At 52.7% G+C, this 1,301-nt stretch carries 1 protein-coding gene; it reads left to right on the forward strand.

The features are described from left to right. Nucleotides 1–110 precede the first annotated feature (110 nt). Nucleotides 111–1,265 carry a pyridoxal-phosphate-dependent aminotransferase family protein gene (locus tag COY37_RS10470; RefSeq protein WP_286678705.1) on the forward strand — a complete coding sequence of 385 codons (1,155 nt, stop codon included), beginning with the start codon at nucleotides 111–113 and terminating at the stop codon, nucleotides 1,263–1,265. The last annotated feature ends 36 nt before the right edge of the window (nucleotides 1,266–1,301 follow it).

Below are 1,301 nucleotides of genomic sequence, written 5' to 3' on the forward strand. Positions count from 1 at the left end.
AGCCAGAATCCAGAAGGATTTCGAATTAGTGAAAGTCTGGAGAGTGGGTTCTTGCCTTTATTCTGAATTCTGAATTCTGGCTCCTGGATTCTTTTTTTGGAGGTTTGTTCATGCGTAAAGAATACATGATGACGCCAGGGCCCACACCGGTTCCGGCAGAAATCTTATTGTCACAAGCACGGCCGATGTTCCATCACCGGACGCCGCAGTTCTCAGAGCTTCTCGCCGACATAGAAGATGGTCTGAAGTACATCTTTGAGACGAAGAACGACGTGCTGTTCTTTGCATCGTCGGGTACCGGCGTTATGGAGTCTTCGGTTATAAATCTTTTATCCGCAGGGGATAAGGTTATCTGCTGCTCAAACGGTAAATTCGGCGAAAGGCTCATCAAACTTAACGAGGCTTACGGCATGAATGTCGTCAAACTTGAGTATCCCTGGGATCGGGTTGTAAATCCCGAGGATATCAAGCGCGAACTTGATAACAACCCGGATACCAAAGCGGTCTACGTCGTCCAGAGCGAGACGTCGACCGGCATCTTAAACGACGTAAAGGCAATCGGTGCGATAGTTAAGAATTACGATGCGGTGTTTGTCGTCGACTCGATTACCGGCATCGGTGCGGTCGAGTGCAAGACCGACGAGTGGAATCTGGATGTCGTTATGACCGGCTCACAGAAGGGCCTCATGATGCCACCGGGTCTTGCCGCCGTATCGGTTAGCGATAAGGCATGGGCGGCGTCCGAGAAATCAACCCTGCCGAAGTTCTACTTTAGCTGGAAGAAGGCCGCGGACTCGCTGCATAAGCCTGCGCCGACAACGCCGTTCACCCCGGCCATATCGCTTATCGTCGGCCTTGGCGAGGCGATTAGATTGATGCGTCGGGAGGGGCTTGAGAACATCGCCAAGCGCCATGCGATTCTGGCGGAAGCTGCAAGAACGGGTGCCGAGGCGATGGGTCTTAAGCTGTTCGCCCCGGCAAACGGTAGGGGCAGCGCGGTAACCCCCGTCTGGGTTCCCGAAGGGGTAGACGGCGGTAAGCTGGTTAAGCTTCTTAAGGATGAGTACGGTATAACGGTTGCCGGAGGTCAGGATCACCTGAAGGGCAAGATATTCAGGATAGGACATCTGGGATATTTTGACAGATTTGATATTTTGACTACGCTCGCAGGTATAGAGATGGTTCTCGCCGAGCTGGGCCACCCGGTCACATTAGGGATGGGTATTCAGGCGGCCGAGCGAGTGTTTATGGATAACCCTTTCTAGAAAGTTGACAGCACTCAGCACTCAGCTGTCAGCTAG

Origin of the sequence: Candidatus Aquicultor secundus (assembly GCF_002791875.1) — a bacterium.
Classification (GTDB): domain Bacteria; phylum Actinomycetota; class Aquicultoria; order Aquicultorales; family Aquicultoraceae; genus Aquicultor_A; species Aquicultor_A secundus.